At 69.8% G+C, this 25,716-nt stretch carries 18 protein-coding genes; 11 read left to right on the top strand and 7 right to left on the bottom strand.

The window, feature by feature from the left end:
- The first annotated feature begins 29 nt into the window (after window positions 1–29).
- From ACQZ13_RS16020 to ACQZ13_RS15970, 11 genes are all read left to right on the top strand, one after another.
- Complete coding sequence (locus tag ACQZ13_RS16020) at window positions 30–578, top strand: gluconokinase (protein WP_431046084.1); 549 nt, start codon at window positions 30–32, stop codon at window positions 576–578.
- Window positions 575–1,117: a TRAP transporter small permease gene (locus tag ACQZ13_RS16015; protein ID WP_431046082.1), complete on the top strand. Its 543-nt coding sequence runs from the start codon at window positions 575–577 to the stop codon at window positions 1,115–1,117. Before ACQZ13_RS16020 ends, ACQZ13_RS16015 begins: the two co-directional genes overlap by 4 nt.
- A gap of 18 nt (window positions 1,118–1,135) precedes the next feature.
- Window positions 1,136–2,428: a TRAP transporter large permease gene (locus ACQZ13_RS16010; RefSeq protein ID WP_431046080.1), complete on the top strand. Its 1,293-nt coding sequence runs from the start codon at window positions 1,136–1,138 to the stop codon at window positions 2,426–2,428.
- Window positions 2,429–2,486: 58 nt separating this feature from the next.
- Window positions 2,487–3,527, top strand: a complete 1,041-nt coding sequence (locus ACQZ13_RS16005) for a TRAP transporter substrate-binding protein (RefSeq protein WP_431046078.1) — start codon at window positions 2,487–2,489, stop codon at window positions 3,525–3,527.
- Window positions 3,528–3,704: 177 nt separating this feature from the next.
- The gene (locus ACQZ13_RS16000) at window positions 3,705–4,556 is read left to right on the top strand and encodes a substrate-binding periplasmic protein (RefSeq protein ID WP_431046076.1); all 852 of its coding nucleotides are present in this window, start codon (window positions 3,705–3,707) and stop codon (window positions 4,554–4,556) included.
- A 552-nt stretch (window positions 4,557–5,108) separates the two neighbouring features.
- On the top strand, window positions 5,109–6,479 hold the full coding sequence (locus ACQZ13_RS15995; protein ID WP_431046074.1) for a hypothetical protein: 1,371 nt from the start codon (window positions 5,109–5,111) through the stop codon (window positions 6,477–6,479).
- Between the two features lie 47 nt (window positions 6,480–6,526).
- Complete coding sequence (locus ACQZ13_RS15990) at window positions 6,527–7,687, top strand: patatin-like phospholipase family protein (protein ID WP_431046072.1); 1,161 nt, start codon at window positions 6,527–6,529, stop codon at window positions 7,685–7,687.
- A gap of 164 nt (window positions 7,688–7,851) precedes the next feature.
- Window positions 7,852–8,493: a superoxide dismutase gene (locus ACQZ13_RS15985; protein WP_431046070.1), complete on the top strand. Its 642-nt coding sequence runs from the start codon at window positions 7,852–7,854 to the stop codon at window positions 8,491–8,493.
- Between the two features lie 153 nt (window positions 8,494–8,646).
- The gene (locus tag ACQZ13_RS15980; RefSeq protein ID WP_431046068.1) at window positions 8,647–9,663 is read left to right on the top strand and encodes a phospholipase; all 1,017 of its coding nucleotides are present in this window, start codon (window positions 8,647–8,649) and stop codon (window positions 9,661–9,663) included.
- Window positions 9,660–11,042 carry a hypothetical protein gene (locus ACQZ13_RS15975; protein WP_431046066.1) on the top strand — a complete coding sequence of 461 codons (1,383 nt, stop codon included), beginning with the start codon at window positions 9,660–9,662 and terminating at the stop codon, window positions 11,040–11,042. The genes ACQZ13_RS15980 and ACQZ13_RS15975 overlap by 4 nt, the downstream gene beginning before the upstream one ends.
- Window positions 11,032–11,646, top strand: a complete 615-nt coding sequence (locus ACQZ13_RS15970; RefSeq protein ID WP_431046064.1) for a hypothetical protein — start codon at window positions 11,032–11,034, stop codon at window positions 11,644–11,646. Before ACQZ13_RS15975 ends, ACQZ13_RS15970 begins: the two co-directional genes overlap by 11 nt.
- 49 nt (window positions 11,647–11,695) lie before the next feature.
- Here ACQZ13_RS15970 and ACQZ13_RS15965 read toward each other — a convergent pair whose 3' ends face one another.
- The 7 genes from ACQZ13_RS15965 to ACQZ13_RS15935 all read right to left on the bottom strand — a co-directional run bounded on the left by ACQZ13_RS15965 (window position 11,696) and on the right by ACQZ13_RS15935 (window position 25,598).
- A complete protein-coding gene (locus ACQZ13_RS15965) occupies window positions 11,696–11,920 on the bottom strand; it encodes a hypothetical protein (RefSeq protein ID WP_431046062.1) in 225 nt (74 codons plus the stop codon).
- A gap of 219 nt (window positions 11,921–12,139) precedes the next feature.
- Window positions 12,140–13,714, bottom strand: coding sequence for a methyl-accepting chemotaxis protein (locus tag ACQZ13_RS15960; protein WP_431046060.1), 1,575 nt, complete (start codon window positions 13,712–13,714; stop codon window positions 12,140–12,142).
- Window positions 13,715–13,918: 204 nt separating this feature from the next.
- On the bottom strand, window positions 13,919–14,926 hold the full coding sequence (locus tag ACQZ13_RS15955; RefSeq protein WP_088404357.1) for a hypothetical protein: 1,008 nt from the start codon (window positions 14,924–14,926) through the stop codon (window positions 13,919–13,921).
- Window positions 14,923–15,693 carry a DUF5672 family protein gene (locus ACQZ13_RS15950; protein ID WP_431046058.1) on the bottom strand — a complete coding sequence of 257 codons (771 nt, stop codon included), beginning with the start codon at window positions 15,691–15,693 and terminating at the stop codon, window positions 14,923–14,925. The genes ACQZ13_RS15955 and ACQZ13_RS15950 overlap by 4 nt, the downstream gene beginning before the upstream one ends.
- 1 nt (window position 15,694) lies before the next feature.
- Entirely contained in the window at window positions 15,695–16,849 is a 1,155-nt protein-coding gene (locus ACQZ13_RS15945) for a glycosyltransferase (RefSeq protein ID WP_431046056.1), read from the bottom strand.
- 115 nt (window positions 16,850–16,964) lie between these two features.
- Complete coding sequence (locus ACQZ13_RS15940; protein ID WP_431046054.1) at window positions 16,965–20,807, bottom strand: hypothetical protein; 3,843 nt, start codon at window positions 20,805–20,807, stop codon at window positions 16,965–16,967.
- A 249-nt stretch (window positions 20,808–21,056) separates the two neighbouring features.
- Entirely contained in the window at window positions 21,057–25,598 is a 4,542-nt protein-coding gene (locus ACQZ13_RS15935; RefSeq protein ID WP_431046052.1) for a hypothetical protein, read from the bottom strand.
- Between the last annotated feature and the right edge of the window lie 118 nt (window positions 25,599–25,716).

Genomic DNA, 25,716 nt, shown 5'->3' with positions numbered 1-25,716 from the left:
CTTTTCAGAACTTGGGATAGCGCTATCCAATGACTTTGCCGACCGTCACCGCCGCTTCGATCTCCGCGCGCGCCATCGTCGTGATGGGGGTCGCCGGCTGCGGCAAGACCAGCGTCGGACAGGCGCTCGCCCAGGCGCTCGATTGGCCCTTCATCGAGGGCGACGCCCACCATGCGCCGGCCTCCATCGCCAAGATGCAGGCAGGTCAGCCGCTCACCGACGAAGACCGCTGGGGCTGGCTGGAACGCCTCGGTCAAATGCTCGCCGAGCAGTCGCCGGTCGTGCTCAGTTGCTCCGCGCTGAAGCGCGCCTATCGCGACCGTCTGCGCCGCGCCTGCCCGGCGTTGCGCTTCGTGTTCATCGACATCGACAAGGCGCTTGCGCTGCAACGTGTCGCCGATCGCGCCGACCGCCACTTCTTTTCGACCACGCTGGTCGACAGCCAGTTCGCCACGCTGGAATCGCCCATCGGCGAACCCGGCGTCATCACCGTACCCGCCGCGATGACGCTGGTGGAACAGGTCGATCTGGCGCTGACGCTGCTCGCCCCAAAGAACAACCAGGAGACCGGACCATGACGCCCCCCGCATCGGACGCTCCCGCCGCATCAGCGGCATCAGCGGCCCCCGCGCGCCGTTCCCGCCTGCAGATGCTCAGCGAAGCCGCCATGGCGCTGTGCCTCGGCGTGATGGCGTTGGCCGTTTTCATCAACGTCGTGCTGCGCTACGGCTTCGGCAGCGGCATCAATGCGAGCGAAGAGCTGTCCCGGCTGCTGTTCGTCTGGATGGTCTTCATCGGCGCGACCGCCGCCTACCCGCTCGGCGAGCACATGGCCTTCACCAGCCTGCTGCTGCCGCTGCGCAAGAAGCCCGTCGCGCTGCGTGTCATCACCGCGCTGATCCGCGTCGCCGTCATCGTCGCGGCGGGCCTGGTCGGCTGGGGCGCCTGGCAGCAGGTGGTCGTCGGCATGGACAGCCAGTCGGTCGTGCTGGGCTATTCCAACGCGCTGCTGCCCTTGCCGGCACTGCTGTCCTGCAGCGCGATCGCGCTGATGGCCGTGTGGGAGTTGATCCGGAACAAGCCGATCGATCTCGAGCACGAGTCGGACATCGAATAAGGGCAGGGCGCATCCATCATGAGCAACGAAGCACTCGCCTTCATCGTCTTCTCCGGCGGCATGCTGCTGCTGATGGGCCTGGGCATCCCGATGGCCTTCGCGCTGGTGCTGACCGGCGCCGGCATGGCCTGGGCGCTGGACTTCTGGGACACGCAGCTGCTGGCCCAGAACCTGGTCGCCGGCATCGACAGCTTCCCGCTGCTGGCCGTCCCGTTCTTCATCCTCGCCGGCGAGCTGATGAACGCCGGCGGCATCAGCCGGCGCATCATCGAGATGGCCCAGGCCTGGGTCGGCCACATCCGCGGCGGGCTCGGTTTCGTCGCCATCGGCGCGGCCGTGCTGATGGCCAGCATGAGCGGCTCGGCGCTGGCGGACACCGCCGCGCTCGCCACCATCCTGCTGCCGATGATGCAGCGCCACGGCTATCCGATGGCGACCTCCGCCGGCCTGATCGCGTCGGGCGGCATCATCGCGCCCATCATCCCGCCGTCCATGCCCTTCGTGATCTACGGCGTGACGACCAATACCTCGATCTCCGCGCTGTTCATCTCCGGCATCGTGCCCGGCCTGTTCATGGGCGTGGGCCTGCTGATCGCATGGAAGCTGCAGCTGCGCAAGATCGACCTGCCGCCGGGCACGCCGCTGCCGATGCTCGACCGGCTCAAGGCCACGGTGAAGGCGTTCTTCGCGCTGCTGATGCCGCTGATCATCATCGGCGGCATGAAGACCGGCGTCTTCACGCCCACCGAGGCCGCCGTCGTGGCCGCGTTCTACGCGCTGGTCATCAGCTTCGTCGTGCACCGCGAGATGAGCCTGCGCGACCTGCACGGCGTGCTGGTCCGCGCCGCGAAGACGACGGCCATCGTGATGTTCCTGTGCGCCGGTGCGCAGGTCGCCAGCTACATGATCACGCTGGCCGACCTGCCGGGCGTGCTGACCGGCTGGCTCGGCGGGCTGATCGATTCGCCCCGCCTGCTGATGGCGCTGATGATGCTGATCCTCGTGGTCATCGGCACCGCGCTGGATCTGACGCCCACCATCCTGATCTTCGCCCCGGTGATGCTGCCCATCGCTGTCAAGGCCGGCATCGATCCGGTCTACTTCGGCCTGATGTTCGTGCTCAACGGCGCCATCGGCCTGATCACGCCGCCGGTGGGCACGGTGCTCAACGTCGTGGCCGGCGTCGGCCGGCTGTCCATGCACCAGGTCATCAAGGGCGTGAACCCTTTCCTCATCACGTACACCATCATCCTGATCGCGTTCACCGCGTTCCCCGAACTGGTCACCGCGCCCATCAAGTGGATGCGCTGAGCAGCGCCGGGCGCCTCGTCAAGAATCCCGTCGAGTCCGATTCCCCAAGGAGACAAGCATGAGCCTGAAGAGCCTGAACACCCGCCGCAAGATCCTGGCCGTCGCCTCGGCGCTGGGCGCCGTGATGCTGACCGCCGCGCTGCCCGCGCAGGCCGCCGACATCAAGCCGCGACTGATTCGCTTCGGCTATGGCCTGGCCGAGAACAGCAACCAGGGCCGCGCGGTGAAGGTCTTCGCCGACGAAGTGAACAAGCTCTCCGGCGGCAAGATGAAGGTGCGCGCCATCGGCGGCGCGGCGCTCGGACCCGACAACCAGATGCAGCAGGCGCTGATCGGCGGTGCGCAGGAGATGATGGTGGGCTCGACCGCGACGCTGGTCGGCATCGCCAAGGAGATGGCGCTGTGGGACACGCCTTTCCTGGTCAACAACGTCCGCGAAGCCGATGCGCTGCTGGACGGACCGGTCGGTGACAAGGTCAAGGCCAAGCTGACCGACAAGGGCCTGATCGGCCTTGTCTACTGGGAGAACGGCTTCCGCAACCTGACCAACAGCAAGCACGCGGTCAACAAGCTGGAAGACCTCAACGGCATCAAGCTGCGCGTGATGCAGAACAACGTCTTCCTCGACAGCTTCAAGCAGCTGGGCGCGAACGCCGTGCCGCTGCCGTACTCGGAGCTGTTCACCGCGCTGGAGACCAACGCGGTCGACGGCCAGGAGAACCCGTACAACACCATCCTGTCGGCCAAGTTCTACGAGGTGCAGAAGTACCTGACGGTCACCAACCACGTGTACAGCCCGTGGATCGTGACGGTGTCGAAGAAGTTCTGGGACGGGCTGTCCAAGGACGAGCAGGCGGTGCTGCAGCAGGCCGCGGTGAAGAGCCGCGACTTCGAGCGCAAGGACACGCGCGACGAGGCCGCCAAGGCGCTGGCCGAACTCAAGACCAAGGGCATGACGGTCAACGAGCTGAGCCCGGCGGAAACCGCCCGCATGCGCGACAAGCTGACGCGTGTGAATGCGGGCGTGGCGACGCAGGTCGGCATGGACCTGTGGAGTGAAACGCAGGCGCAGTTGGCGAAGCTGCGCGGCGGCAAGTGACGCATGACGTGACTGCATGACGTGAACGCATGACGCTTGTGCGACAGCGCGGCTCGGTGTTTTCCCCGGCCGCGTCTGCGCACGAATGCGCACCGCGCGTGTCGCTTCTCCCCGATGCGCAGGTGACGATTCGTTACCGCCGCCTATCATGGTTCGACAGCCTCACCTGATTCGCGGATGCATCGACGACACCTGACCCTGGCGGGTCTGGCCTGGCTCAGCGGCGCACAAGCCGCCAGCCACGCCACCATGCTGCCCCCGGCCGTCGCGCCGGGGCCGGCGTCGACACCGCCCGCGCCGAATCCGGCGCCCCTGGCCACCGCCTCCTCCGGCGGCGCGCCGCCTGCGTCGCTGCGCCTGCTCAGCGAAGAGTTCCCCCCGATCAACTTCACCGAGGCCGGCCAGCCGCGCGGCCTCTCCGTCGACCTCGTGCAGGCGATCCAGAAACGGCTCGGCCAGTCGCTGCCCATCGAGTTCATGCCCTGGGCGCGCGCCTTCCGCGAAGCGCAGGACGGGCCGCCGGCCGCGCTGTTCTCGATGGCCCGCATCCCCGAGCGCGAGAAGCTCTTCCAATGGGTCGGCCCCATCGTCACCTTCCAGAGCACCTTCTACGCCAAGGCGGGCAGCGGCCTCCGACTGCGCTCGCTGGCCGAAGCGAAGCGCGCAGCCAAGGTGCTGGTCGTGCGGGACTGGTACACGCTGGCGCAGCTGCAGTCCGCCGGCTTCCACAACCTGCAGCAGATCAGCGATCCCATCCAGGGCGTGCGCATGCTGGCCGCCGGACGGGCGCCGCTGTTCGCGGCGGAGAAGCTGTCGATGCCGCAGACGCTGGTGCAGGCCGGCGTCGCGAAGGACGCGCTGGAAGAGGTCTTCAGCTTCGCCGCGAGCGAGGGCTACATCGCGTTCTCGCGCAGTACCCCGATGGGGACGATCCACGCCTGGCAGTCGCAGCTCAACGAGATGAAGCGCGACGGCACCTTCCAGGCAATCCACAAGCGCTGGCTCCCGGGCGACCCGGCGCCGAGGTAGGCGAAGGCGCAAGCCTGTTCTTCGATGGCAATCGGGGCGGCGGGTCGATGCGTGCGCATCGAGCGGACGCATGGTCGACGGCGGACCTCCATCATTCGAACTTGTCGATTCAATCGACAACTCATCGGTGGTCGCCACTCTGCGCCGCTCACCATGCCGTCCCCGTCATTCCCCGGCGCTGCATGCGCCCCTCAGCCCACGCATCTCGCAGGCGTTGCTGCAGCCGTCGACGCCTCCTGGCAGGAAGACCCTGACGGCGCCGCCAGCGCGAGCACGGCATGCCGTCAGGCCGCCTGCGCGGTCCGCGCGGACTGGTGGCCCCGAGGTGTCGGACTGCACGTCGATCAGCAAGGGCTTCGCCATGAGTTCGAGCCCGTGGAAGGTGCTCGAGTCTGGCTGCAGGTCGAGCAGGAGGCCGAGGGATGGACGTCCGAGGGGCCCGGGGCTCGCCACTCGGAGCGATTTCTCGGGCATCTGTTGCATGAACTGCGCGAGCACACCCGTGGCGTTTCTTCGTCGGCGTGGTCTCGGTTGCCGGAGTCCGAGCGGGCGATGAGCGGCTCGCTGGAGAAGATCCGACAGGCCCATCTCCCGGCTGCGCCTCCCGCCGGGCGCGTGGTCGGAAGCGCGGTGTCCGGAAGATGGGAGGTCGGTGAGTCACTGAGCCCGCAAAGGCCCGTGCCGGAACAGACGCCCGGCGGCACCGGGGTGAGCGCCATCCAGGCGGACGTGGCGCGCCTCATCGGCGCGGCGCTGTTGCAACGCTTCGACTGGACTCGACCGGTGGTCCTGGAGCAAGAAGCATTTCAACGGTTGGCGCAGATCCTGGCGCGTCGCTCGTCGTCGCCTGCCCACCGGTTGCCGCGCCTCGGCAGCGAGGGCGGCGCCGTCGAGCGGCCCCACTGGTCGCTGCGTGTCGGCGGCGACGGCGCCAGCGTCGAACTGGCGCTGCATGAGGCGGGCAAGGTCCGGTCGCTCGGTACGGTGCTGAAGAAGGGGCCGCATACGGACGGCGCGAGGATCTTCCGTCCCGATCCTTCCGACAATCTCCAGTTCATGTGGGCCGAGATGGCCGAGGCCTACAACGGCGCGCCCCGGGCCATGGGGCGAGTGATGCTGCCCAAGGGCGCGGTGCCCGATGGCGCCCGGGCGCTCGACGGCATCGATCCACAGGGCCGTGTCATCGTGCTGGGGCATGGCGACCCCGGCGGCCGCTGGCGCGCCGCCACGGTCGGGGGGCTCACGGCACGGCGAGTGGCTGAGCAACTGCTCGACCAGGGTTTGCCGAAGGATTTCGCCGGTACGGTCTATCTGCATTCCTGCAGCAGCGGCAGCGGTCTGGGGCGCATGCAGGCGTTTTCCTGCCAGTTGCAGAAGGCTCTGGCCGCGAAGGGGCTTCGCGGCGTCACCGTCGCAGGACGTCCCGGTGTCACGCAGGGGTCGGTCGGGCAGTCTCGTGTAGCGCCTTCCGAAGTCGTCCTTGGCGGCGCCGGGTTGGTCCGTCGCACGGACCGGCTCGTCGTCAACCTCGAGCGGGAGCAGCGCCATTGGAGCGCCGTCGCTGCCAAGGCCCTGGACGGCGGTCAAGTCAAGGAGGCCGAGGAGGCTTCCAGGGCGGCCGACATCCATGGGCGACTGGCCGGGCAGGAGAGAGCCTATCGCGACCGGATCGCCGGCATCGGCCAGGCGGCGGCCCTGGCCCAGACGATGTCACGCATCGAGTCGATCGGATTGCCGGCCGAGCTGGGGCGCAAGCCACCTCTCCATCGGCGGCTGCTGAACGGCCTGCGGGGCCTGTTGTCCTGGCGTCGATCTGCGGACCGGCTGGAGATCGAGCGTCGGGCGGAACACGCGTTTGACGGCGAGACCTTCCGGGCCGCCGGCGTGAGGAACATGTGGGGGATCTTCGGCCCCAGGCGATGAGCCGACCTAGCGGCCTTATATTCCGGACGCCCCCGAGAAAGGTTCCCATGGCGTCGTCCTCGCGTGTTCCCAAGCCGGATCTCCGGCAGTCCCTGGATCTCGCCCTGCAGGGCGGCGGCTCCCACGGCGCCTTCACCTGGGGCGTGCTGGACCGGCTGCTCGAGGACGGCTCTCTGCGCCTGGACGGTGTCTCCGGCACCAGTGCCGGCGCGATGAACGCCGCGGTGATGGCGACCGGTTTCGCACAGGGCGGCGCGCTGGGGGCGCGACAGGCGCTGTCGCGCTTCTGGCAGGACGTCTCCGGCGTGCCGGCGTGTTTCGGCGTCGTGGGCGAGACGAAGGGGCCCGCCGACATCGCGCGGCTCGAGACGCCCGCCTGGGTCTTCAACCGCAGCGCCTGGCCCGGCATGGCCGCCTGGGACGCGTGGCTGCGGCTGTGGAGCCCGTATCAGCTCAACCCGTTCAACCTCGATCCGCTGCGGGACATCGTCCGCCGCCACGTCGACATCGACGCCGTGCACGCCGGACCGATCAAGGTCTTCGTCACCGCGACCTCGGTGCGCACCGGCCAGCCGCGCGTGTTCAGCGGCGAGGACCTGAGCATCGAGGCGCTGATGGCCTCGGCCTGTCTGCCGCACAGCGCGCAGACCGTCGTCATCGACGGCGAGCCGTTCTGGGACGGCGGCTTCTCGGGCAATCCGGCGCTGTGGCCGCTGGTCTACGGCACCGAATCGGACGACGTGCTGCTGATCCAGATCAATCCGCGCCAGCACGACGGCATCCCGCGTACGTCCACCGAGATCGACGACCGCATCAACGAGATCACCTTCAACGCCAGCCTGGTCGCGGAGCTCCGGGCGATCCACTTCGTGCAGCGGCTGCTGCGCGATCAGCGCGTCGATCCCACCCGCTACAAGCAGATGCGGCTCCACCGCGTGGCCGACGAGGGCGGGCTGGCGCAGTTCGGCGCGTCCAGCAAGCTAAACACCGATCCGCGGCTGCTCACGACGCTGTTCAGTCTCGGCCGCGCGGCCGCGGACGGCTGGCTGGCCACCTGCGCGAAACACGTCGGCCATGAGAGCACGCTGGACATCGGCGAGGTGTTCCTCGCGAATCGCGTGCGCAACGCGCGGCCGGCGGTCAAGCCCCCGAAGCGTGCCGTCGACAAGGCGGTCGGCAAGCTCATGGGGAAGCCGGGCAAGACCTGACACGACCCGACATGAAGGCATGACCCCGTGAGGGCCGGGTCTACTGGCCCGGCGACTTGAGCGCTGCGCGCGGAGCGACAAGAATGGGACTCCCATTCTTCAACCGCCCCGCACCAGCGACCTTCCCGGCAGCACGACGCGACGGGCTCCTCCGGAGTCTCACGATGTCCCATGCCCTGCCGCCGCTGCCTTATGCCGTCGACGCGCTCGAGCCCCACCTCGACGCGCGCACGATGGAGATCCATCACACCCGGCACCACCAGACCTACGTCAACAACCTCAACGGTGCGGTGGAAGGCACCGCCTTCGCCGACATCCCGGCCGAGCAGTTGATCGTCCAGCTCGATGCCTTGCCGGAGAACATCCGCGGCGTGGTGCGCAACAACGGCGGCGGACACGCCAACCACAGCCTCTTCTGGACCGTGATGGCCCCGGCAGGTCAGGGCGGGGGCGGCGCGCCGACGGCCGACCTGGCCAAGGCCATCGATGCGGACCTCGGCGGCTTCGACGCGTTCAAGGACAAGTTCACCAAGGCCGCGTTGACCCGCTTCGGCAGCGGCTGGGCCTGGCTGACGGTCGACGCGGACGGCAGGCTGGTCGTCGAGAGCAGCGCCAACCAGGACAGCCCGCTGATGCTCGGCATCGGTTCCGGCGGCACGCCTGTCCTCGGGCTGGACGTGTGGGAACACGCCTACTACCTGCAGTACCAGAACCGTCGTCCCGACTACATCGCGGCGTTCTACAAGGTCGTGAACTGGGACGAGGTCGCGCGTCGCTTCGACGCCGCGCGGAAGTCGCGCGCCTAGTCGCGCGGGCCGCGTCCCGGCGCCGGGGGACAGCGCCCCCCCCGGCGTCGCATGAATCCTTCACCGGATCGTCATCCGCTTCCCTGAACATCCATCCCCATATCTCGACGTGCGGAAAGCACGCGGTTTTCGGGACCATCAGGGAACACTTCGATGCGATCCATCCTGCTCCTGGCCGCCGCGGCGGCCGGCCTCATCCATCAGACCGAGGCCAGCGCCTTCGCCCAAGAAACCCACAAGCGCATCGCCATCGATGCGGTCCGCTACATGCAGCGGCATGCGGACACCACCAACTACGCCAAGCTGCTGGCCGGCGTGACCCGCGCGGGCTACACGATCGACCAGTTCGCCGAGCAGCTCGGCCAGGGCGCCTACGACGTCGACGATTTCGCCGACACCTACCTCTGCGGCGCCGTGACCGGCGACTGCGTGCTCGCGCCGGTCTGGGGGCTGGGCTCGGGCATCGTCAACTACACGTCCTACTGGCACTTCCAGAACCGCACGCAGGGGCCCGACGTCCACGGCAATCCCTTCGGCGGCTACAACTACGCGAAGCTCACGGTGAAGGGCGACATCGACGACCTCGCCGCCGCGTGGCTGGTCGGCGACCACCTCGACGACGGCAAGGGCGGCATGAAGGGCTGGTTCAGCGACGGCAGCAAGTACAACTCGTACGGACTGACCGAAGCGAACTACCGCCAGGGCGGCGCGTCCAGCGCGTCGATGTACGCGGACTTCGAGAAGGCGCCGTTCCAGCCGATCGACAACCTCGGTCAATACTGGTGGTCGCAGTTCCTGGCCCGGCCCACGGTGCAGAGCCTGGGCTTCGTGATGCACACGACCGACCTGCTGCAGCCGCACCACACGTGGACCACGTCGGCGTTGAACCACTCCGGCTGGGAGACCTGGGTCAAGGACTACTACGACAGCGAGACGCTGAACGCGGATGCGCTGGTCACCACGGCGCTGGGCAGCTACGCGCCGCTGGCGGCGACCGCGACCGACATCCGCCCGCTGCTGCGCCAGGGCGGGCAGATCTCGTACAGCCGCGGCGGGCAGGTGCTGTCGACGACCGACCACGCGGTCCGTCGCGACGTCGGACGCGTCGTCGTGCCGCACGCCATCGCGATGGTCGTGCATCTGCTGAATCGCGCGGCCGAGCGGCTGTGAGGGCGCGGGCCTCGCGCGCCGCGGCGGCGACCGTGGCGGCGCTGGCGGTCGTCTGCGGCGCGACGATCATGCCGGCGAGCCGCGGCATCGCGGCGACGGCGGTCGATGCGCGCGTCTCATCCGCCTGGATCGCCCGTGTCGGCGACGACACCATCCTGCGCCGTCCCGCCGAGGCGCTGCTGATGCTCGCCCGACGCGAACAGCCTGACCTGACGCTGCAGGAACTCGCGCGCCGGCTGGCGATCGATCTGCTGATGGGCGACGCGGCCGCGCGGGAAGTCGGCGACGAGTCGTTGTTCGCGAGTCGTCGCGTGGCGTTCTCGCCGGAGGTTGACGTGCGACGCCAATGGCTCGCGACCCTGCAGCAGGTCTGGCCCGAACGGATCGAGCGCGACTGGAAGGCCGCGAAGCCCGAACTGTCGTCGACGGTCGATGCGCGCGCGTGGCAGGCGCTGTGGTCGGCCGGGCAGGGCGGGGGCCTGCGGATGAACGAGGACCTCGACGCGGCGCAGCGCGCCGGCGCCGCGCGGTTCGTGCTGCTGCGGCATCGGGCGTTCGGCCGGACGCCCGCCGGGGCGATCACGCTGGCGGACGTCTGGCCGACGCAGAACGTGCAAGGCCGCCGGCTCCTGCTCGGCGGTGATCTGGACTACGCACGCGCCCAGGCGCGTCAGCTGCTGCGGGAACGCTTCGTCGAGCAATGGCTGCGCGGCGAGAGCGGCTGGAGCGGCGCCGAGCTCGACTTCGTGCGCCGGATCATCGAGGCCCGGCAACGCAAGCTGGCCTGGGAGCGATGGCAGGGTCTGAGCGGCGATCCGCATGCGGAAGCGCCGCCCCGGGACGCGTTGGCGGCGTCGGTGTCCGAGGACGAGATCGGCGCGTACTACCGCGCGCATCTGGACCGGTTCCAACGGCTGGAATCCGTTGAAGGACTGCGTCTGCGCTGCGCAGCCGCAGCTTGCGCGGACCAGGCGCCGGGGGCTGATCTGCAAGGACGCCCCGGCGCGGTGCGCGTGTCCTGGCGCCTCGGCGACCCCAGACCCGCAGCCGAGGTCGATGCCTGGGTGCTCGATCTGCTGCAGGCCTGGCCGGCGGGCGTGGCCTCGCCGCCCATCCGGCATCCGGACGGCAACGGCTGGGAACGCGTGCAGGCGCTGTCGGTGAAGCGCGGGCGTCATCCCGCGGACAGCGAGACCGTCCGCCACGAGGCGCGGCAGGCGGTCGCCCTGGAGAAGCTGGAAGCGCGCTGGCAGCAGCGCCAGGTCGAGCTGCTGGCCTCCGCGGGCCTGCGCTGGGCGCCCGGCGTCGCAGCGCCGGCATCGCCCTTCGAGCCGCAACGACCGACGCCCACGGGCGGGGAGCATGGCCATGCGCATTGAAGCGGGCGCGGCGATCGCGCTGACAGGCGTCGCGCTCGTCTGGGTCGCCTTCAACGCGCCGATCGGCTTCGGCGGCAGCGAGGCTGCGGAGCCGACCGCGGTTCACGCGGGACTTGCCCCCGCGTCGGCGTCGAGCCGTCCGGGCAACGAGGGGCTGTCGACGCGGGAAGCTGACCTCTCGTCGTCCACGGACAAGGCGGTCGATCCGGCGGCAGCCGCGTCTGCCTTGGCGCCGGCGACGCCGGCGTCGTCAGCAGGCAATGAGCTTCCCGCAGCCTGGAGCCTCGCCGATTCGCGCGTGGCCGGCGACGATCGCACGCCGCCGATCCAGCGGGCGGGCGAGGAGGCGGCCACCCCCGCGTGGCAGCTCGACAACCACCCGGCCTACGCGCGGCGCGAGCAGGACAGGCATCAGGCCGTGCAGCGCGCCTTCGTGGACGCGGCCGATCGCGAACTGCCGCTGCTCGACCGTCAGATCGAGCAGGGCCGCGCGATGGGCGTGCCGCCGGATCAGCTCGCCAAGGGCGAGGAGAAACGACGCCGCATCGCCGAGATGCGCGCGCGCATGCAGGCGGACCTGGCTGCGAGCGCGAACGCGCCCTGAGGCCGCAGGAGGGCCCCGAGGGCGGGGGCAAGCGTGTGAGAAGAAGGGCTCAGGCGATGCGCCGGAAGCGCAGTTCCTCGATGAGCGACTCGTCGCCCACGGAACTCACGCGCTGCTGGACCACCTCGGCCCGGCCGTCGGCGGCGAGCTTCTGGATCTCGCGCGCGGCGCTGTCGAAGACGAGCGGATGCTCCAGACCGGAGCCGGCGTGCGGCAGGTCGACGAGCTCCCCCGGCGAGGAGTCGAGGAACATCGTCATGGCGATCGAACTCATGCTGGACCTCACGAGTGGGCTGGACACCGGCAGACTCTATGCTGCATCGCAGCAGGTGCAAAGCCGGTTCCGACAAGTTCTGGCCCGGACGTCCGGCGATCGCACCGAACCGGCGTCTGCACCAGATTGATGCCGGAAGATGAAAGAAAAACGGGAGACTTGATGGCTCCCGTTCTGGTTTTACCTGCCGTTTGCCCGCGGTTCGCAGGCCGGGGGATGTCAGGCCACCGCCATGTTGCGCACCTTGAACCGCGAGATCGCTTCGGTCAGCGCCATCGCCTGCTGGCGCAGGCTCTCGGCTGCGGCAGCGCTCTGCTCGACCAGCGCCGCGTTCTGCTGCGTGCCGCGGTCGATCGCGGCCACCGCCTCGTTGACCTGCACGATGCCGTGGGTCTGCTGATCGGTGGAGGCGCTGATCTCGCCCATCAGGTCGGTGACCTTGCGGACCTGCGTCAGCACCTCGTCCATCGTGCGGCCGGCTTCCTGCACCTGCACCGCGCCGGCGTCGACCTTCTCGACCGAGTCCGAGATCAGCGTCTTGATCTCCTTGGCCGCCTGGGCGCTGCGCTGGGCCAGGGCCCGCACCTCGCTGGCCACGACCGCGAAGCCGCGACCCTGTTCGCCGGCGCGGGCCGCCTCGACGGCCGCGTTCAGGGCGAGGATGTTCGTCTGGAACGCGATGCCGTCGATCACGCTGGTGATGTCGCCGATGCGCTTGCTGGAACCGGTGATGGCTTCCATCGTCGTCATCACGCGGTGCACGACCTCGCCGCCCTGGCCCGCGACCTGCGCCGCGGCGTCGGCCAGGCCGGTGGCCTTGCGCGAGGACTCGGCGTTGACCTGCACCGTCTCGGTCATCTGCGCCATCGACGACGCCGTCTCCTGCAGCGCGCTCGCCTGGGTCTCGGTGCGGCTGGACAGGTCCTGGTTGCCGCTGGCGATCTGCGTCGACGCCGTGGCGATGCCGTCGGCGGCCTGGCGCACATGGGTGACCATGGTCGACAGATTGCCGCTCATGGCCTTGAGCGCGGTCAGCAGCTGGCTCAGTTCGTCGCGGCCGTCGACCTGGATCTCGTCGCGCAGGTCGCCGTCGGCGACCGACTGCGCCACCTTGATCGCGCGGTTCAGCGGCGCCGTCACCGCGCGGCTGATCAGCCAGCCGAGCAGACCGGCGACGGCGGCGGACAGCACGGCCGTCGTGATCAGCAGCGTGCGGTCGGTGGCGAAGAGTTCGGTCGCTTCCTTGGTCACCGCCGCGGAGCGCTCGTCCTCGTAGCGGATGAAGTCGCCGGTGGCGGTCAGCAGCGCGGCCAGCAGCGGGCGGCACTCCGCGTTCATCTTGGCGACCGCGTCGTCGCGCTTGCCGTCGTTGGCCAGGCCGACGATCGCCAGCGCGACCTTGCCGTACTGTTCCTCGACGGTGGCGACCTTGTCGAAGAGGGTCCGGTCCTGCGGCGTCACGTCCTGCGCGGCGGCCAGGTGGGACTTCAGCGTGGCCAGCGACTGGCCCACTTCCTCATGCGCCTTCGTCACGGCCGCCAGTTCCTTAGCCCGGTCCTCCGGCGTGGTGACCAGCACCAGATTGCGGGCCGCGATCGCGCGCGACTTGGCCGCGGATTGCACCGCGATCACCATGCGCTCCCGCGCGGCGACGCCGCTCAGGTAGTTCTCGACGCGCGAGCTCGACTGGTTCAGCCAGTGAAGCGCCGCGCCGGACACGCCGGCGACGATCAGCGCCATGACGCCGAAACCCGCCCACAGCTTGGTCTTGACCTTGAGGCCTGAGAAGTTCATTTGTTATCCCCCTGATGGATGTGGGACCGTGGTTGCGATCCCAATGTGATCTTCGGCGCTATCCGCACGTTTCTCAATTGGAAGCGCGCCGAAAGCCGTGTGCGGGGATCACCTACATCAGGGAGAGGAGGACCTCGCGGTCGGGGGAAACCCGATGGCATGCGGTCCCCGGGGGCTCAGCGGCCCCATCGGTCCCCTCGGCGACTAGGCGCCGAAGGCGTGCGCCAGGCCGGCGACTTCGCGCTCGAAGATCATCCGCTCGCGCTGCACCGCCTGCTGGGCGGGGCGCGACAGCTCCAGGTAGAGCGGGAAGTTGCGCATCAGCTCGTGCGCGCCGGCGAAGACCTGGTCGACCTGGTCCGGCTTGAAGTAGCACTCGTCGGGCAGGGCGTAGTCGCGCGCGGCGCCGACGTCCAGTGCGAAGACGCAGCAGTCGCGCATCAGCGCCTCGCGCGCCAGGCGGTCCTTGCCGGGGAAGGTGCCCAGGTCGATGAACAGCCTGCTCCGGCCCAGCGCCTCGTAGACCTGCGCGCGCGTCAGGCCGCGGATCAGGTGGACCTTGCAGCCGTTCTCCGCCTCCAGCCGCGCCGCGATGGCGCCGACGTCGTAGACGACCTTGTGGTTGGCGTTCAGGGCGATGTCGGTCTTGGCGGCGGTCTCGAAGACAGGCTCGCCCTCGGCCGGCGCGGGCTTGCCCGGCGTGTAGTCCGACAGCGGCAGCGTGCGCCCGCAGCCCAGCGCCCGGATCACGTCGTGCGCGTAGCCGGACTGGTAGGTGTGCAGCACCCGCTCGCTGCGCAGCAGGTTCAGGTTGATCTTGTTGACCGACAGGTACTCGAAGGCGTTGTCGATGCTCAGCCACCAGACCATGGGCGTGCAGGGCTGGAAGTAGCGCAGCCAGTGCACATAGGTCTCGGCCAGGACGACGCAGGTGTCCGGCGTCATCGCGATCTCCTCGGCCAGCCGCACCTGGTACTTCTGGTAGTCGGCCACGGTGTTGGGCCGCGGCTGCAGCTTGAGCGCCGTGCCGGCCGTCAGGCCGTTGCGGCGGAACAGGTCGTCGACCGCCGGCAGGTCGGTCGGCAGCACGTACCAGACGCGCGCGTCGTGCCCCTGGCGGATCAGCGAGTCCGACAGCTGGTGCAGGGCCTCCGGGCCGCCGGTCTGCACGCCGTGAGGGATCAGGATGACGATCTGCTTCTTCGCGTTCATGGGGAGGCTTTCGAGAGAGAGTCCAGCCGCGCCTGCAGCTTCTGCGCCGCGGCCGGCGAGACCGCCTGCAGTCCGGGCAGCAGGAAGCCGCTGCGGCTCTTGACGATGCGGTCGGAGAGATGGTCCAGCAGGAAGTCGGGCATCTCGCGGTAGACGTTGGGCAGGTGGAAGATGCCGTGGAAACCGAAGGTGGGGTAGGGCACCGACGGGAACTCGACCGAGAAGTGCGAGGCGATCGCCTTGGGCGCGAAGCGGCAGCCGGCGCGCTCCAGCGTCTCGCGCATGGTGCGGCAGATGAAGAGGTCTTCGGCTTCGGTCGGATCCGGGTAGTCGAGCTGCGCGACCGCGTGGACCAGCCGCTTGGAGCGCCACGAGAAGCCGCCGTTGCCGACCTCGTTGACCTCGTAGTTGGGCCAGGGCGCGCCGATGTAGTCGTAGTGCAGGAAGTGCGGTGAGAACTGGTCGGCGTTGAGCACGAAGCCGTCGTACTGGATCACCAGCACGTGGTCGGCGCTGAGGTGCTTGGCGAGCTCGCGCGTGATCAGCAGGTTGTACTCGGTGATCGAGCGCAGCGTCGGCACCGGGATGACAGGGAGGCCAGGCCAGAGCTCGGGCTTGTCCGAGTAGATCAGCACCTGGCTGAAGGGCAGGCCCTGCAGCTCCATCGCCCGCATGCTGTGCAGCAGCGCCTGGCGCGCGAGCACGTGCAGGTCGGTGTCGACGATGGCGACCGCGATGCTGGGCTTCGATACGGACGGTGCGCTCATGTCACAGCAGGTCCAGGAGCTGCTTGGTCACCGTGGCCCAGGAGAAGCGCTTCTCCAGCCGCAGGCGGGCCGCCTCGCGGCGCGGCGCCGGGGTCAGGCGTTGCTCGACGACCTGCAACATCGATTCGCGCAGGTCGTCCAGGTCGGGCACCACGAAGGCGCCGACCGGCTGCGGCGCATCGGCGTCGGTGCCGGGACGGCTGTGCAGGCGGTGACAGAGCTCGGGCGGCGTGAAGTCGTCGGTGGCGCCACCGCCGCTGACGATCACGTGCGTGCCGCAGCCCATCGCCTCCAGCACCGGCAGGTTGAAGCCTTCGGCACGGTAGGGCGAGACGTAGGCATCCGACAGCGCGTACAGCGAGCGCAGCTGCGGCAGGTTGAGGCTGGTCGACAGGATGGCGATGCCGTCGCGCACCTGCGGCGTGTTGAGCAGCGGTGCGCGCGTCGCGAGTTCGGCGAAGACGCGCTCGACGCCGATGCCGTACAAGCCCTGGTGGTCCTTCAGGATCAGACGCACCGGCAGGCCCTTCAGGCGCAGTTCGGCGAAGGCCAGCAGCAGCAGGTCGATGCCCTTGTTCCAGGTCGCCACGCCGACGTTGGTGAAGACGGTCTCGTGCGGGGCCATGCCCAGCGCCGCGCGCGCGGCCTGGCGCTGCTCGGGCGTCATCGGGAAGAAGGTGTCGGTCTTGTAGCCATGAGGCACCACCTGGACCTTGTCCGCGTCGAAGCCGTAGTCGACCAGCCGGGCCTTGGACCAGCGGGTCGGCGTGACGACGAAGTCGTCGCCCTGCGTCAGCGCGGAGGGCGCCATCTCGGGCGGATCGAAACTCTTGCCCGAGAGGCCGAACTCGGTGACCACGAAGGTGGCGTTGCGGCGCGCGGCCGCCGGGTCGGTGAGGCGCACCGGCGACGCGATGCGCAGCCGCGCGTCCATCACGCGGTCGCCCGGATCGGGCAGGCCGTCGATGATCGCCCGCTCCTCGGGCGCGAAGCCGGAATCCAGCTTGCTCTTGTCCCAGTGCGGCATGAAGAACGGGGCGTCCTTGTGGAACAGCTCGAACCGCGGGTCCTTCACCATCTCCAGGATCTGGTTCTGGTTGACCATCGCGATGGAGTGGTTCACCCCCCGCCAGCCTTCGATGCACAGTGTCTTCATCGGGCCATTGTGTCGCGCCGCCACGCCGACCATGCCCGGATAAGGGGGACAGGTCCGGGCCAACTCGGTCCGGACCGGCCGGGTCGCGCGTCGGACCGCGTTCGCCGGGACCGCGTCAGACCGTCGCCGGCAAGGCGTCCATCGTCAGCAGATCCCGGCCGCCGAGGGCCGTGTCGACGTGGCCGCCCAGCGTCACCCGTCCCCCGCCGAGGAAGCGGTCGGCGAAATCGTCTTCGCCGGTGCCCGGCGTGGCGCGCACGTCGGCACCGAGCCCGCGTTCCTTCACCCGCTGGACGGTCTCGTTGACCACCAGTTTGAAAGGCTGCCAGCTGGATTCGTCGGCCGCCGTCGCGGCGATCTGCCGCTGCAGGATCGTCACCTGTTCCTGCGCACCCGCGTCCGGAGGCATGCCGGGCGGCAGCGGACGCTGCAGCACCGCGAGCCGGTCCATGCAGGCGTTGATGGTCTCGGCGGCCTCGGCCGTGAGGCACTTGCGCTCGATGAAGACCCGGTTGCCGCCGGGCGGCAGGTTGACCAGACGGGTGAGGAAGTCGTCCAGCATCCGGTCGCCGTCCCGCAGCCGACCGTCGGGCCCGCGCTTGCCCAGGCGCGCCGACCAGGCATCGCGCTGCGTGTTCAGGACCTTGATGAAGTCGTCCCGCACGCCGAATTCGCGGTGCTTGAAGGACAGCCGGGGATGAACCTTGCCGTCTTCGGTGGTGATGCGCACCATGCCGTTCGTCGACTGGATCACCAGTTCGGTGTCGACCCCGACCTTGTGCCGTCCGAAGAGCGCGACCTTCGGTCCCCCCGGCACCGGGAGCGTGGGATGGCTGATCCCCAGGCTGACTCCGGCGCCGAGCGCCGTGCGCGAACCGCTGCCCGCCTGCACGCTGCGCAGGGCGCCGGCGGCGTCGCGCGATTCACTCTTGTTGAGCAAGGTGTGCTTGAGGCCCACGCCTGCGACCAGCGAGACGCCGACGCCGGGTCCCAGCCTCGCGGCCGCCGTGCCCTCGAGCGACACCGACACGTCGGCGGTGCGCGTCTTCGCGGCGTTCCAGCCGAAGGAGACCGTCGAGAGATCGCCGATCCGGTCCACCATCTGCGTCCACATGGCGCCGCCGTGCGCGGGTCGTTGCGCCGCGGGCTGGTCGGCGATCTCGAAGATCGCGTTCACGACGTCGGCGCTGGCGGGATTCCAGAACGCCGACGCCGCGCCGGCGGCCTCCGCCGACTTCGTCGCGAGCGTGGCGTCGCGCTTCGTACGGATCATCAGACCCTTGGACACGAGGTGGGAGCCGCCCAGCCGGGCCATGGCCTGGGCCGTGAGGTTCACGACCGGCCCCGCCTGCGCGCCGACGCGCACGCCGGCGCCGATCGAACCGGTCACCTTGCGTTCATTGCCCAGGAAAATGAGTCCTGTCGTCGGCGCGACGCCGGTGCGGAACACGGCCGCGCGGCTGTGGTCCAGGTTGAACTCTCCCACCGGCGTCACGCCGGCCGTCATGCCGCCCAAGCCGCCGACGCTCGCCACGCCGTAGCCGAAGGTGCCGCCCAGCCCGTACTTGCGACCGTCGCTGTAGGAGGACGAATCGTTGCCGGCGACGATCGGGAGCATCACCCGGCGCAGGATGTCGCGGCGTCGGGCGGGCGTCGCCCGGTCGAAGTCGGCCAGCAGGGATCGCCGTTCTTCGTCGGACGTGAACGGGCCGCCCGCCGGGTCCGCTTCGAGCTTCGCGATCCATGAGACCGCCGTCCCTGCCTTTACGGTATCCGCGGTCATGCCGACCCGCGCCACCGGTCCCAGGTCCGCGCCCATCGGCCCGGCCTGGAGCAAGGTGCGCAACGGCGATTTGTCTTTCCCCATCAGGCGGCGCACGGCGCGGACCGGCGCGCGCAACCTGTCCAGGGCGGTCGGCGACCGACCCTCCGGCGTCTTGCAGGCGAGGTCGATGTAGATCACGAACTTGCGCAGCCGCTTGGCCATCAGGTGGAAGTCGGAGCCCTGGCCGCTCTCGGTGAAGCCGTTGCGCAGCGCGACGTAGGCGGGCTTCATGTCGGGACGGGCCTCGGCCGCCCGGAACGGTCGATCCAGGTTCTCCGTCGCGTACAGGAAGGCCTGCGCGGCCAGCGTCGCGGGGTGCTCGGCCTCGCGCGGACCGCCGGGGCGGTGCCGGGCATTGCCGGTGCCCAGGCGCGAGGGATCCAGCAGTCGCGCGCTGTCCGGGTGATCCTCCAGGGCGTTCCTGATGTCGGTGGTCGACTGCCGCCCCCGTACCTTCATGCCGAGCGTGAGGAGCGCCTCCTCGGCGCGCAGCCCGAGCTTGTAATGCTCGAACGATTGCTCCGCGTATCGTCGCGCCTCAGGGCCGAGCACCGGCGCCGGCAGGGCGATCCCCTGCAGATCGAGCAGCGTCTGGAAACCGCCGGCGGTCGCCGCGAGCGTCCTCCGGGCCGCGTTGGCCATCCGTTCGATGGCGGGGTCGTGACGCGCGGCGCGTTCGGCCGCCTTGCCGCCGGCGGCCGTGCTCGTCGACAGACCTGCCAGCGCCGGCGGCAGGTCGTGGCGCAGGAACTCATGGACCTGCAGCGCCCGCGCCGGATCGGCGGTCACCGTGCGCAGCGTCGAGGCGATCAGCAGCGCCTGCTCATGGCGCAGGGGATGACCGTCCGGCCGTCCGTCGACCTCGCGCTTCGAATGGTCGAGCAGGACCTGCGCGAGACATGCGGCGTCCGTGCCCGTCCGCAGACGCGATCCGGGGCGTTCTCCGATCGAAGGGAGCGGCGCGAACAGGCGGTCGACCTCGGCGCTGAACGCCACCGCGCTGCCGAACGCTGCAGGCGCGCGCACCGGCGGGGCGTCGTGGCTCGATCGCTTCGACGCCCCCTGCGTCAGGAGCGCCGCGACCCGGCCGCCGGCCGTGCGCGCCTTCCCGTCGATCGCCTGGAGGCCGCGCGGGCTGGCGGCGGTGGTCGGACGTCGCGCCGTCGCTTCGACGTCGGGTGTCGACGTGGGCGCCTTGACGGTCGAGCTGACGGCGAACGGTCCGACCGCCGCGTCCACCTTCACTGGCGCGAGGCGCTCGCGCAGGCCGTCCAGCGGGCGGCGCAGGACCTCGCCGAGGCCGCCCCGGCGGGCGGAGGCGCTCGTCGAGGCGGCGCTCGATTCGTCGTCGCCCGGAATCCCGGTGCCCGCGTCGAGCGACGACATCGCGTGACAGCGATCGGCCAGCGCGCAGACGGCGTCATCCAGTGCTTGCAACGCCGTGTCGGCGGCCGACTGCAGCTCGTCACGCCGGCGCCGGGCCTGCGAGGCCATGTGCTCGGCCATGCCGGCATGGCCGGCCAACGCGGCGTGGATGTGGCGGCTGTCAGTCCCCTTGTCGATCGCGGCCAGCGTCGCATCGGCCAGCGCCCGGTGAGCCTGGGTGGCCTGCGTAGCCGCCTTTGCGACGACCTGTGCCGCCTCCCGATGCGCCTGGATGAGACCGCAGTGCCGGGCGAAGTCGATATCCAGCTGTCGCCGCGTCTCGATCAGCGTCGCCGCTTTCGAGGCGTCGATCCGATCGCCGACGGCGAAACGCCGCCGGTTGAGCGTTTCCCAGTCCTGATCGGCCCTCGACAGCACCGCCGCATCGGCGGACTGGCGGTCGATCGCGGTCAGGACCCGCGCGTGCGCCTGTTCGGCCTCGATCCGCGCGCGGTCCGTCGCCGCGTCGATCGCCGTGGGGATCGCCGCGTCCGTCGCTGGATGATCCGCTGCCATCAGCACGCCGGGCCGCAGCCGGCCAGGAGGCCTCCGACGCCCGGCCTGACCTGCAAGGTCCGTCTCGTCGGCGCCCTCGGCGGGTTGCGGCGTCCCGGCCGCGATGCCGGGCTGCGAATCCGTTGTCGGGCACGTCGACGGGATCGCGGCGGAGGACCGCGTGGAACTGCTGCCGAAGAGACCGAACCGCATCATCGAGCTCCTTCGCGAGACGACGGGTCCGACCGTCTCGCCACCACGGCGGACCGTCGCTCAAGGGCCCGTCATTGGCCGAAGATGAGTTCGAGAGTGGGACAGTTGTCGTTCGAGGTTCGTCGTGACAACCACTCAAAGATGCATAAGACGGGCGAGGTCCTGGGAGCGGACAGGCGTCGCCGCGGCATCGAACGGCCGCTGGTGCGAACGGCTGGGGCGGCAGGTCACGCGCTCGGCGGCGTGCGATCAGAGCAGCGGCGCGGCGCTGTCGTCTTCGAGGCGTCTGGCCGTGGCGTGAAGCGCCGCCATCGCGGCGTGATGCACGACCTGTGCCGAATCGTCCGTGGCGGCCGGCGTGGCGGACAAGGCGGCCGCGGAGGCGCCGTCCGTGCCGGACGCGCTGGCCGCCGCCGCCGCGGTGTGCGTCGCGTCCGTCAGCAGGGCGGTCGTGGTGGCCGACGGCGCCGCGAGCAGGTCCTCGGCGGCGAGATGCGCCTTGGCGGCCTGCGCGTCGAGGCCCGAAGCCGCCGAGGCGCCCGCGCCGTCCGTCGACTTCGAGAACCAGACGTCGCCCATCTGGTGCGTCACGCCGTCCACCGTCTTGTAGCCGGAGATCAGGCCGATCAGGTTGCCGTGATCGACGGTCGAGCTGGCCTGCGCGTTCAGGTCCAGCTCGACGATGCCGAGTTCCGCCAGCGACTTGAGCTCGCCCGCGTCGGTCTTGCCGTTGCCGTTGGCGTCGGCCCAGATCCGCAACTGGCTGAAGCCGGCGTCTAGCGCGTTCAGCACGTGGTCGCTGTTGGCGTCCAGGGCCTGCATCGCCTCGTAGCCGTTGGCGGCATGCTTCCCGTTGGCCAGCACGGTGCCGGTGCCGAACAGCTCCGCGCCCGAGTCGATCTGCCCGTTGCCGTTGATGTCGCGCGCCAGCAGGCCGTTGCCCTGCGCCATCCACCCCCATTGCTGGGCGTGGCCGGTGTTGTTCATGTCGAAGCTGACGCCTTGCGCCGCAGAGACCGTCCCGAGGCCGTGGCCGTCGAGGTTGAGCATGATCGGCGTGGCCAGGAACAGCGCGTCCAGTTGCGCGCCGGACATCGCATGGATGGTCTCGGTGCTGAACGCCAGCACCTGGTCCATGCTCAGCGCGGCGAGGTCGCGGGTCTCGAAGCCGACGATCGCGTCGCTGCCGATCGCATGGATCTGGTCCACGGTCAGCGCCTTGGCCTGGTCGCGGCTCAGCGCCGTCAGGTCGTCGCTGGACATCGTGGCGAAGGCTTCCGAGGTGATCGCCGCCAGCTGCTGCGTCGTCAGCGAGGCGACCTGGCGGCTGTCCAGCGCCTCGATCGCGTCGGAGTTCATCGCCGCGATCGCCTCGGTGTGCAGCGCGCGCAGCGTCTGCGTCGTCAGTCCGTGGATCTGATCGGAACCGAGCGCCGCGAAAACGTCCGTCGACAGCGCGTTCAGCATCGCCGTGCCCAGCGCGCGGAAGGCCGAGGAGGTCAGGGCCGCGTAGTCCTCGGTCCCGAAGCCGCTCAACTGCAGGCTGGTCATCTCGACCAGCTGGGTGCTGGTCATCGCGTGGATCTGGTCGGTGGACAGCGCCGCGAAGTCGCCGGCGTCCATCACCCGGATCGCCCGGCCGGGCAGCAGGGCCACGTCCTGCGCGTCCAGCGCCGCGATCTGGTCGCTGGTCCAGGCGAGCACCTGCACGTTGGTCAGGCCCAGCATCTGCGCCGTGCTCAAGGCCTGGATCTGGTCCGTGTGCATCGCCGCCGCCTGCTGGAAGGTCAGCGAGCCGACCTGATCCGGCCGCAGCGACGCGATCTGGTCGGTGCTGAACAGCGCGATCTGGTCCGATCCCATCGCCTTCAGCGCGGTGGTGTGGAGGACGGCGAGGTCCTGCGTCTCCAGCGCGGCGATCTGCGTGCCGCTCAGCGCCGCGAGCTGCGAGGACCGCAGGGCGGCGAACTGCAGCGTCGACAGCGACGCCAGCGCCGTCGGGTCCATGGCCGCGATCTGCAGCGAGCTCAGCGCCGCGATCTGCTTGGCCGATAACGCGGCGATCTGATCCAGGTCCAGCGAGCCGAACTGGTCGCTGCTCAGGCCGAGCAGCGCCTGCGAGCCCAGGCTCGCGAGCTGCGCGGTGCTGAGGTGGTCGATCTGCTCCGCGGTCAGTCCCAGCAACTGCTTCGACGTCAGCGCCGCGAGCTGCGCATTGCTGAGCGAGGCGATGCTGTCGACGTTCATCGCGCCGAGCTGGGCCGAACTCAGCCCCAGCAGCGCCCGCGTGTTCAGGCCGACGACGTCCTCGAACTCCAGCTGGCTGATCTGGCCGGTCGTCAAGGCGGCCAGCTGCTTCGACGAGAACACCGAGAACTGGGCCGAGTCCAGTCCGTTCAGGTCGGCCTGTTCCATCGCCGACAGCTGGATGGTCGTCAGCGAGGCGATCTGGTTGGTGCGCATCGCCGCGAACTGCTCGGGCACCAGGGCGTTGAGCTGGTCCGTGGTGAAGCTCTGCAGCGACTGCACGGTCAGGCCGCGCACGCCGTCCGTCGACAGTGCGTCGATCTGCGACGGCGCCAGCGCCGCGATCTGGCCGGTGCCCAGCAGCGCCGTCTGCGCGCTGCCGAAGGCGCCGACCTGCTCGCGGCTCAGCACGTGGATCTGGTCGGTCGTGAGCGCGGTGAGGTAGATCGGCTTGAGGCCGGCGAGCAACTCGGGCGCCAGCGCGCCGATCTCGTCGGTGGAGATGGCCGCGAGCTGGAACGAGGTCAGCGCCGCGAAATGGGCCGAGCCCAGCGCGTTGAAGCTGTCGTGGTCGAGGCTGCGCACCTGCGTCGTGCTCAGCGCGGCGAGCTGCGCGTCGCGCAGCGTGGCCACGCCGAGCGGGCCGAGCGCGTCCAGCTGCTCGGCGCTCAGGCCGCGGATCGCCAGCGTCGAGATGGCCTGGAGCGCCTGCGAGGACAGCACCAGCAGCTGGTCCGCGGTCAGCGCGCCGATCTGCGCGGAGTTCAGCGCGAAGGACTGCGCGGTGCTGAAGGCCGCGACCAGGTTGACGTCCAGCGCCTGCACCTGCGCGCTGGTCAGCGAACGGATCACGGTGGCGTTCAGCGCGCCGAAGTCCTCCGGCTCGAGCTGCGAGACCTGTTCGGTCGTCAGGCCGCGGAACTGCGCCGAGGTGAAGGCGGCGAACTGCGCCGTCGTCAGCGTGTTCAGGTCCTCCACGGTCAGCGCCGCCAACTGCGCAGTGCCGAGCGCCCGGATCTGGTTGGTGGTCAGCGCCTGCAGCTGATCCGAGTTCAGCACGTCCAGCTGGTGGTCCGTCAGCGTGGCGATCACGCGCGTAGACAGCGCCTGGATCGCGCCGGTGCCCAGCGCCGACAGCTGCTCGTCGCTCAGGTCGCGCAACTGCGTCGTCGACAGCGAGCCCGCCTGCGCGCCGCTGATCGCCGCGAGCTGCTCCGAGCTCAGCGACGCCAGCTGCGCCGGCGTCAGGCCGCGCAGGGTCGTGCTGCTGAGCGCGGCGAGGTCTTCCGTCGTCAGCGAATGGAACTGCTCCGGCGTCAGCGACTGCAGCTGCTTGGAGCTGAAGGCCGCGATCTGCGCGGTCGTCAGTGCGGCCAGGTCGTCGGTGTCGAAGGCGGCCAGCTGGCGCGTCGTCAGCATCGCGATCTGCACCGTCTTGAGCGCGCCGAGCTGCTCGGCGCTCATCGCCGCCAGCACTTCCGGCTTCAGTCCGACCAGCGCGCTGCTGCTCATCAGCCGCAACTCGTCGGTGCTGAAGGCCGGCAACTGGTCGCTGGTGAGGCCGATCAGTTGGGTCGAGGTCAGGCTCTGCACCTGGCGCGAGCTGAGCGCGTCGACCTGGTCCGAGGACAGGGCGCCCAGCTGCTGCGAGTTCAGCGCGCGCAGGCCCTTGGTGCCGATCGCGGCGAGGTCCTCGCCCTCGAGTGCCGCGACCTGCGCGGTGCTCAGCGACTTGATCTGCAGCGTGTTGAGCGCGCCGGCCTGCTCCGTCGTCAGCGCGACCAGCGAGTCGGTGCTCAGCGTGCGGAACTGCTGGCTGGTCAGCGCGGCGATCTGCCTGCTGTCGAGCGACTGCACGGCGTCGGACGACAGGTGCGACACGGCGGCCGTGCTCAGGCCGCGGACCGCGCCGGTGGTCAGCGCCTGCAGCGCCTCGGTGCTCAGCGCGCTGAGCTGGTCGCCGCTCAGGCCCTTGGTCTGGTTGCCGCGCAGCGCGCCGATCTGGGCGGTGTCGAAGGCGTTGAGCTGCTCGGTGCTCAAGGCGCCGATCTGCACGGTGTTCAGCACCTGCATCGAGGCGGTGCTGAAAACGGCCACCTCGTCGGTGGTCAGCATGCCGATCTGCTGGCTGCCCAGGCCGCGCACCTGTACCGACGACAGCGCCGCGACCTGCGTGCTGTCCAGCGCGGTGAACTGCGCGCTGTCCATGCGACGCAGCCGGTCCACGGTCAGCGCGGGGATCTGCGTCGTCGTCAGCGCATGGATCTGGTCGGTGGTCAGCGCCGCCAGCGAGGACGTCGTCAGCGTGCGGATCGCCGCGGTGTTGATCGCCTGGACGTCCTGCAGCTCCATCGCGCCGAGCTGGCCCGACGCGAGGTAGTTGAGCTGGCGCGCCGACAGCGCGGAAACCTGGAAGGTCGTCAGCGCCACCACCTGTTCGGCGGTCAGCAACGCCCACTCCGACCCCGTCAGCGTCGCGAGCTGCGTGGTGGTGAGCGCTGCGATCTGCTCGGGCGTGAGCGATCCGACGTCGAAGGTGGCCATGCGGGAGAGGAGGGGACTACTGGAACCTGGCGGGTCTGCCGTTTGCGGCCTTCGACCATGCGCCGGGTGGGCGCAGTTCAGAAGCCGCAAACGGCAGACCGGGGGCGCGAGGCCCCCG

Origin of the sequence: Roseateles sp. L2-2, assembly GCF_050613215.1 — a bacterium.
Taxonomy (GTDB): domain Bacteria; phylum Pseudomonadota; class Gammaproteobacteria; order Burkholderiales; family Burkholderiaceae_C; genus Roseateles; species Roseateles noduli.
The sequence above is the reverse complement of the archived record's forward strand: the minus strand, read 5'-3'. Positions and strand labels throughout refer to the sequence as shown.

What these genes read in the sequence shown, in the direction of transcription:
- ACQZ13_RS16000 (WP_431046076.1), top strand. Translation starts at nt 3,705, where the DNA reads ATGCATCGACGACACCTGACCCTGGCGGGTCTGGCCTGGCTCAGCGGC.
- ACQZ13_RS15955 (WP_088404357.1), bottom strand. Translation starts at nt 14,926, where the DNA reads ATGAACGCGAAGAAGCAGATCGTCATCCTGATCCCTCACGGCGTGCAG.
- ACQZ13_RS15945 (WP_431046056.1), bottom strand. Translation starts at nt 16,849, where the DNA reads ATGAAGACACTGTGCATCGAAGGCTGGCGGGGGGTGAACCACTCCATC.
- ACQZ13_RS15960 (WP_431046060.1), bottom strand. Translation starts at nt 13,714, where the DNA reads ATGAACTTCTCAGGCCTCAAGGTCAAGACCAAGCTGTGGGCGGGTTTC.
- ACQZ13_RS16015 (WP_431046082.1), top strand. Translation starts at nt 575, where the DNA reads ATGACGCCCCCCGCATCGGACGCTCCCGCCGCATCAGCGGCATCAGCG.
- ACQZ13_RS15965 (WP_431046062.1), bottom strand. Translation starts at nt 11,920, where the DNA reads ATGAGTTCGATCGCCATGACGATGTTCCTCGACTCCTCGCCGGGGGAG.
- ACQZ13_RS15980 (WP_431046068.1), top strand. Translation starts at nt 8,647, where the DNA reads ATGCGATCCATCCTGCTCCTGGCCGCCGCGGCGGCCGGCCTCATCCAT.
- ACQZ13_RS15970 (WP_431046064.1), top strand. Translation starts at nt 11,032, where the DNA reads ATGCGCATTGAAGCGGGCGCGGCGATCGCGCTGACAGGCGTCGCGCTC.
- ACQZ13_RS16020 (WP_431046084.1), top strand. Translation starts at nt 30, where the DNA reads ATGACTTTGCCGACCGTCACCGCCGCTTCGATCTCCGCGCGCGCCATC.
- ACQZ13_RS15985 (WP_431046070.1), top strand. Translation starts at nt 7,852, where the DNA reads ATGTCCCATGCCCTGCCGCCGCTGCCTTATGCCGTCGACGCGCTCGAG.
- ACQZ13_RS15935 (WP_431046052.1), bottom strand. Translation starts at nt 25,598, where the DNA reads ATGGCCACCTTCGACGTCGGATCGCTCACGCCCGAGCAGATCGCAGCG.
- ACQZ13_RS16005 (WP_431046078.1), top strand. Translation starts at nt 2,487, where the DNA reads ATGAGCCTGAAGAGCCTGAACACCCGCCGCAAGATCCTGGCCGTCGCC.
- ACQZ13_RS15990 (WP_431046072.1), top strand. Translation starts at nt 6,527, where the DNA reads ATGGCGTCGTCCTCGCGTGTTCCCAAGCCGGATCTCCGGCAGTCCCTG.
- ACQZ13_RS15950 (WP_431046058.1), bottom strand. Translation starts at nt 15,693, where the DNA reads ATGAGCGCACCGTCCGTATCGAAGCCCAGCATCGCGGTCGCCATCGTC.
- ACQZ13_RS15940 (WP_431046054.1), bottom strand. Translation starts at nt 20,807, where the DNA reads ATGCGGTTCGGTCTCTTCGGCAGCAGTTCCACGCGGTCCTCCGCCGCG.
- ACQZ13_RS16010 (WP_431046080.1), top strand. Translation starts at nt 1,136, where the DNA reads ATGAGCAACGAAGCACTCGCCTTCATCGTCTTCTCCGGCGGCATGCTG.
- ACQZ13_RS15995 (WP_431046074.1), top strand. Translation starts at nt 5,109, where the DNA reads ATGAGCGGCTCGCTGGAGAAGATCCGACAGGCCCATCTCCCGGCTGCG.